Consider the following 5,164-nt stretch of genomic DNA (forward strand, 5'->3'; position numbering starts at 1 on the left):
CTCGCACTGGCGCACCGAGGTCGAGCCCACCCCGGAGCTTCTCGAAGCGAGTCTGCGCCGCCACCACGGCGACCCACCCGGACCCACACCCGACACCACATCAGGCCCGACCGGTGCCCACACCCCCCGCTGGGGAAGGAGCCCTCATGTGTGACCGAGACCGTCCCATCCCGACCTGGGGGGACAACCGGCCCCTGTCGACGGAGGAGGAAGAGGCCTGGCGCCGCCAGGGCGAGCGCCTGGCGCGCGATCACGGGCTCACCGAACCGGAAGCCCCCAAGGCCGCCGATGGTTGAGGGGGTGCTCACCACCACACAGGTGGCTCGGGCGTTCGGTGTCCACCCCAGGACGGTGACCGCGTGGGCCCAAGCGGGCAAGCTGCGTCACTTCTGGACCCCGGGCGGGCAACGCCGCTTCCACGCCCATGACGTGGCCCCGTTCCTGACATGGAGCCGCAACCACCCTGCCGACTGAACGAAACCCGAAGCCCAGGCGCCCGTGACCTGGCAGAACATTCGATCTCCCGCGTCCCCGCCACCGTCCACGACGTCCCGGCGGGGACACGGGACCCCTCCCGTCGCAGGGTGGGGGAGGGGTCGAGGGGATCAGTAGTAGACGGCCAGGGGACCGTTCGGTCCCTCCATCACCGTCACCGGTGTCTCGAACACCCGGGTCAGTACCTCGTCGGTCATGATCTGCTCGGGCGTCCCGAACTCCACGACCGCACCGTCCTTGACCGCGCAGATGCGGTCGGCGTAGTGCCCGGCGAAGTTGATGTCGTGCAGCACGATCACGATGGTGCGCTCCAACTCCTCCGCCGCACGGCGCAGGTGCTTCATCATCTGCACCGAGTGCCGCATGTCGAGGTTGTTGAGCGGCTCGTCCAGCAGTACGTACTCGGTCTCCTGGCAGAGCACCATCGCCACGTAGGCCCGCTGGCGCTGTCCCCCTGACAACTGGTCCAGGTAGCGGTTCTCCAGGTCGGTGAGGTCCAGGAAGTCGATCGCCCGGCTGACGACCGCCTCGTCGGCGACGGTCAACCGCCCCTTGGAGTAGGGGAACCGGCCGAAGGCGACGAGCTGGCGCACCGTCAACCGGGTGACGAAGTGGTTCTCCTGCCGCAGCACCGACACGATCCTGGCCAGGTCCTTGGACGCCGTCCTGGCCACGTCGTACCCGGCGATCTCGATGGTGCCCTGGTCGATGCCGAGCAGCCGCCCCACCATCGTCAGCAGCGTCGACTTGCCCGCGCCGTTGGGGCCCACCAGCGCGGTCACGCCGCCCTTGGGGATCTCCAGGTCCACGGGTCCGATGGCGACCTCGCTGCTGTACTCCTTGCGCACACCGTTGAGGGTGATCACAGCCGGCCCTTTCTCAGAATGACGAACAGGAACACCAGGCCGCCGACCAGCTCGATGATGATCGAGACCACGCCGTTCGCGTAGAAGATGTTCCGCATGACGAAGTAGGCGCCGCTGAGGACGACGAAGCAGGTCAGTGCGGCGACGGGGAAGACGTACCGGTGGTCGTGGGTGTCGGCGAACTGGTAGGCCAGGGTCGCCACCAGGAAGCCGAGGAAGGTCATCGGCCCCACCAACGCGGTCGAGACCGCCATGAGGATCGACACCAGGAACAGCACCCGCATGGTCTCGCGGCGGTGGTCCAGCCCCAGCCCCACACTGGCGTCCCGCCCCAGCGCGACGAGGTTCAGCCGTCGTGAACCCAGCACCAGTAGGGTCGCCGCCACCAGGCACAACGGCACGGCGACCGGAAGATAGGACGCGTCGGCGTTGGCGACGTTGCCGAACAGCCGCGCGGCGAGCACGTCGAACTCGCTCGGGGTGAGCAACCGCTGCATGAACGTGGAGACCGAGGCCAGCCCGCCGCCGACGATGATGCCGATCAGCAGCATCACCTGCATGTTCCCGTACCGGCCGGACAGCAGCCGGCCGTACAGCAGCATCGCGAGGCCCACCATGAGGGTGATCTGCACCAGGAACTGTCCGACCCCCTGGATCGCGAGGATCCCGGCGACACCGACGACGTACACCGCCGTCGTCTGGATCGCGACGTACAGCGCCTCGAACCCCATGATCGACGGGGTGATGATGCGGTTGCCGGTGACGGTCTGGAAGCTCACCGTGGCGATGGCCTGGCAGATCGCCACCACCGCCATCACCACCACGTTGGTGGCGCGCATCTCCGCGATGCGCCAGAACCCGTCCGACCCGACGGGCATGGGGTTGTCCCAGGCCAGGAGGCCGAACGCGAACCCCACCGCGAGCACCGACAGCACCGTGACGATGATCCGGTAGCGCAGGCGCGCCCGCCGGGTGGGCAGTGTGCGGGAGGAGCGTTCGGGGTGCGCGGCGACCGGTGGGGTCGCCCGGGGAACGGTGGTCTCAGCCACGGCGACGCTGCCTCAACAGGAGAAGGATGAACACGACGGCGCCGATGACCCCGAGGATGAGGGACACGGGCACCTCGAAGGGCATGATGATCGTCCGGCCGATCAGGTCGCACACGGTGACGATGCCGACGCCGAGCAGGCACACCCACGGCAGGTTGCCGCGCAGGTCGTCCCCGCGGAACATCGAGACGATGTTGGGCACGATGAGCCCGAGGAACGGCAGGTTGCCCACGATCACCGTCACCACGCCGGTCGCCACCGCGATGAGCACGGTGCCCACCAGGATGACCCGGTCGTAGTTCAGGCCGACGTTGGTGGCGACCTCCTCGCCGAGGCCGGCGACGGTGAACCGGTCGGCGACGACGAAGACGGCCACGGTCACCAGCGCCACGATCCACAGCAGTTCGTACTGTCCGCGCAGCACGGAGGTGAAGCTGCCGGCGAACCACACACCGAGGTTCTGGAGCATGTCGGTCTGGAGCGCGACGAAGGTCGACACCGCGCTGACCACCGCGCCCAGCATGATGCCCACGATCGGGACGATCAGCGAGGTCCGCAGGGTCACCCGGCGCAGGAAGAGGAAGAACACCAGCGTGCCGACGAACGCGAAGAGGACCGCGCCGACCATGCGGGTGGTCACGCTCGCGCCGGGCAGGAGGATCATCACGGTGAGCAGGCCGAGCCCGGCCCACTCGGTGGTGCCGGTGGTGGTCGGTTCGACGAAGCGGTTCTGCGTCAGGAGCTGCATCACCAGGCCGGACATCGCCATGGCGGCGCCGGCCAGCACGAGCGCGATCGAGCGGGGGATACGGGTGATCGCGAACATCGCCGCGCCGTCCTCGGCGCCGACGACGTCGTAGACACCGGTGAACAGCGACAGGACGAACAGGGCGCCCACGACGGCGACGCCGATGAGCAGCCTCCAATCGAGGAGGCGTCCCTTGGAGCGTGCCCGCGACGGGGTCGGGGCCGGGGGAGGGGGTGCGGTCCTCATGGCGGGCCGGCCCCCTCACCACGGCGCGTGCCGGCGGTGGGCACACCACGGCCGGCACGCGCCCCTGGGTCGCACGGGATCACGCCCGCTCCTCCAGCGCGTCCGCGAACGCGTGGAAGAACTCGGTGTAGGTCTGGATGCCCTCGTTGGTGTAGGTGTCGACGGGCATGTGGACGATCTGCTCGTCCGCCACGGCGGTCACGCCGGACAGCGCCTCGGAGGAGGAGAGAATGTTCTCGGCGGTCTCGTAACCGGCCTCGTCGGCGGCGACGGCGGCGTCGCGGTCCATCACGAGGATCCAGTCGGGGTCGGAGTCGGCGATCGCCTCGACGGAGATGTCGTCGCCCTGGTGGTCGTCGCTGGCGCCGTCGACCTCCAACGCGGGGGTCAGGCCGAAGATGTCGAACGCCGGTCCGAGGGTGCGTCCCACACCCGGGGCGAGGTAGCCGATCTCGCCGCCGGAGGTGGTGACGGCCATGACGGTGCTGTCGGCGTCGTAGGCCTCGTTCACCCGCGTGATGGCGGCGTCGAAGTCCGCGATGACGCGGTCGGCCTCGTCCTGGGCGTCGAAGACCTCACCGAGCACGGTGGTCTGGCGCTTGAGCTCGGCGTCGAAGGGCTCGCCGTCGCGAGGGTCGAGTTCGAGGATGGTCGCGTCCGGCACCAGCGAGGCGATGTCGTCGTGGTACTGCGCGAACCGCTGTCCGTTGACGACCAGGTCCGGTTCGGCGGCGACGATCGCTTCGAGGTCCGGCTCGTTGTGGGTGCCGATGTCGATGATCGCGTCGTCCCGCGTGTACGCGATCGTGTCCGGCATGAGGGAGACCGCGGCGGCGGACAGGTCCACGCCCCAGTCCGCGAGGGTCTCGAAGGTGCGGTTGTCCAGGGCGACCACGGACGCCGGAGGGGTGTTCACCGTCTGCGTGCCGTTGTTGTCCTCGACCTCGACGGTGTCGCTCGCCGCCGCGGTGTCCTCGCTGTCGGCCGGGTCGGAGGAGCAGGCGGACAGGGCCAGGGTGGACGCCAGGGTCAGTGAGAGCGCCGCGAGCGGACGACGGACGGGCTTCATGGAGGTCTCCTTACGCATTCTTGACAAAGGGGAGCCTAACCTAACTTCTCGGTCAGGGTCGCGTTGGAGTGCCTGGTGAGACGTTCCGCTCATTTCGGCCACGTGAGGCCGCCCGACCAGGTGGTTCTCCGCGGGTGCGGGCACGCGCGGCCGGAGGAGTGGGTGCGGGCATGGGTGCGGGACGGCTCTGGCGGCCGGGCACCGGCATGGACACGGGCGCCGGCACCGATGCGGGGCGGCGTGTGCTCCACGGCGCGGAGCCCGCGAGAGTCGGGTGTGCGAGGTGATGCGGAGTGCCGTGGGCGGCGACGGCTCAGAGCGTGATCGCGACGGTGAGGGGGGTCGTCCCCTCCTCGATCTCCCAGGGGGTCGCACGGTCCGCGTCGGCCGGTGCCTCCAGGGCGCCGTGGGCGCCGGTGCCGTACTCGAACCCGAAGCCGGGGCCGAACCCCGCCCGGTCCGGGTCGGACAACCGCCACGCGGCCACGCCCAGGGCCAGCACGAGCACCCCCGCGCCGACCACGATCCACGAGGCCCGCCCGGTCGGACGTCGATCGGGCGCCGGGGCTTCGGTGTCCTGTTCCATCACCACGGTGGACCCCTGCGGCACGGGAGTCTCGGGGTCCTCACCCACGGCGGCGAGCTCCGCGCCACCGTCGGCGACGGGCGGGGCGCCGGGGGCGGGCGAGGG

At 69.8% G+C, this 5,164-nt stretch carries 7 protein-coding genes; 2 read left to right on the top strand and 5 right to left on the bottom strand.

What is annotated here, in order from left to right:
- Positions 1–146: 146 nt before the first annotated feature.
- Both DSY14_RS26810 and DSY14_RS26815 read left to right on the top strand, forming a co-directional pair.
- Positions 147–296: a hypothetical protein gene (locus DSY14_RS26810; RefSeq protein WP_211719395.1), complete on the top strand. Its 150-nt coding sequence runs from the start codon at positions 147–149 to the stop codon at positions 294–296.
- A gap of 4 nt (positions 297–300) precedes the next feature.
- Positions 301–474, top strand: a complete 174-nt coding sequence (locus tag DSY14_RS26815; protein ID WP_374224065.1) for a helix-turn-helix domain-containing protein — start codon at positions 301–303, stop codon at positions 472–474.
- Positions 475–605: 131 nt separating this feature from the next.
- Here the strand turns inward: DSY14_RS26815 and DSY14_RS26820 are convergent, their stop codons facing one another.
- From DSY14_RS26820 to DSY14_RS26840, 5 genes are all read right to left on the bottom strand, one after another.
- A complete protein-coding gene (locus tag DSY14_RS26820; RefSeq protein WP_211719397.1) occupies positions 606–1,361 on the bottom strand; it encodes an ABC transporter ATP-binding protein in 756 nt (251 codons plus the stop codon).
- A complete protein-coding gene (locus DSY14_RS26825; RefSeq protein WP_211719398.1) occupies positions 1,358–2,410 on the bottom strand; it encodes an iron chelate uptake ABC transporter family permease subunit in 1,053 nt (350 codons plus the stop codon). Before DSY14_RS26825 ends, DSY14_RS26820 begins: the two co-directional genes overlap by 4 nt.
- Positions 2,403–3,404 (bottom strand): ABC transporter permease, encoded by a 1,002-nt coding sequence (locus DSY14_RS26830; RefSeq protein WP_211719399.1) that lies wholly within the window; start codon positions 3,402–3,404, stop codon positions 2,403–2,405. Before DSY14_RS26830 ends, DSY14_RS26825 begins: the two co-directional genes overlap by 8 nt.
- 79 nt (positions 3,405–3,483) lie before the next feature.
- Entirely contained in the window at positions 3,484–4,473 is a 990-nt protein-coding gene (locus tag DSY14_RS26835; protein WP_211719400.1) for a siderophore ABC transporter substrate-binding protein, read from the bottom strand.
- A 313-nt stretch (positions 4,474–4,786) separates the two neighbouring features.
- Positions 4,787–5,164, bottom strand: a 378-nt coding sequence (locus DSY14_RS26840; RefSeq protein ID WP_211719401.1) for a hypothetical protein, incomplete at its 5' end; no start/stop codon positions are given.

It is taken from the genome of Nocardiopsis sp. MG754419 (genome assembly GCF_018207095.1).
In the GTDB taxonomy this organism is placed as follows: domain Bacteria; phylum Actinomycetota; class Actinomycetes; order Streptosporangiales; family Streptosporangiaceae; genus Nocardiopsis.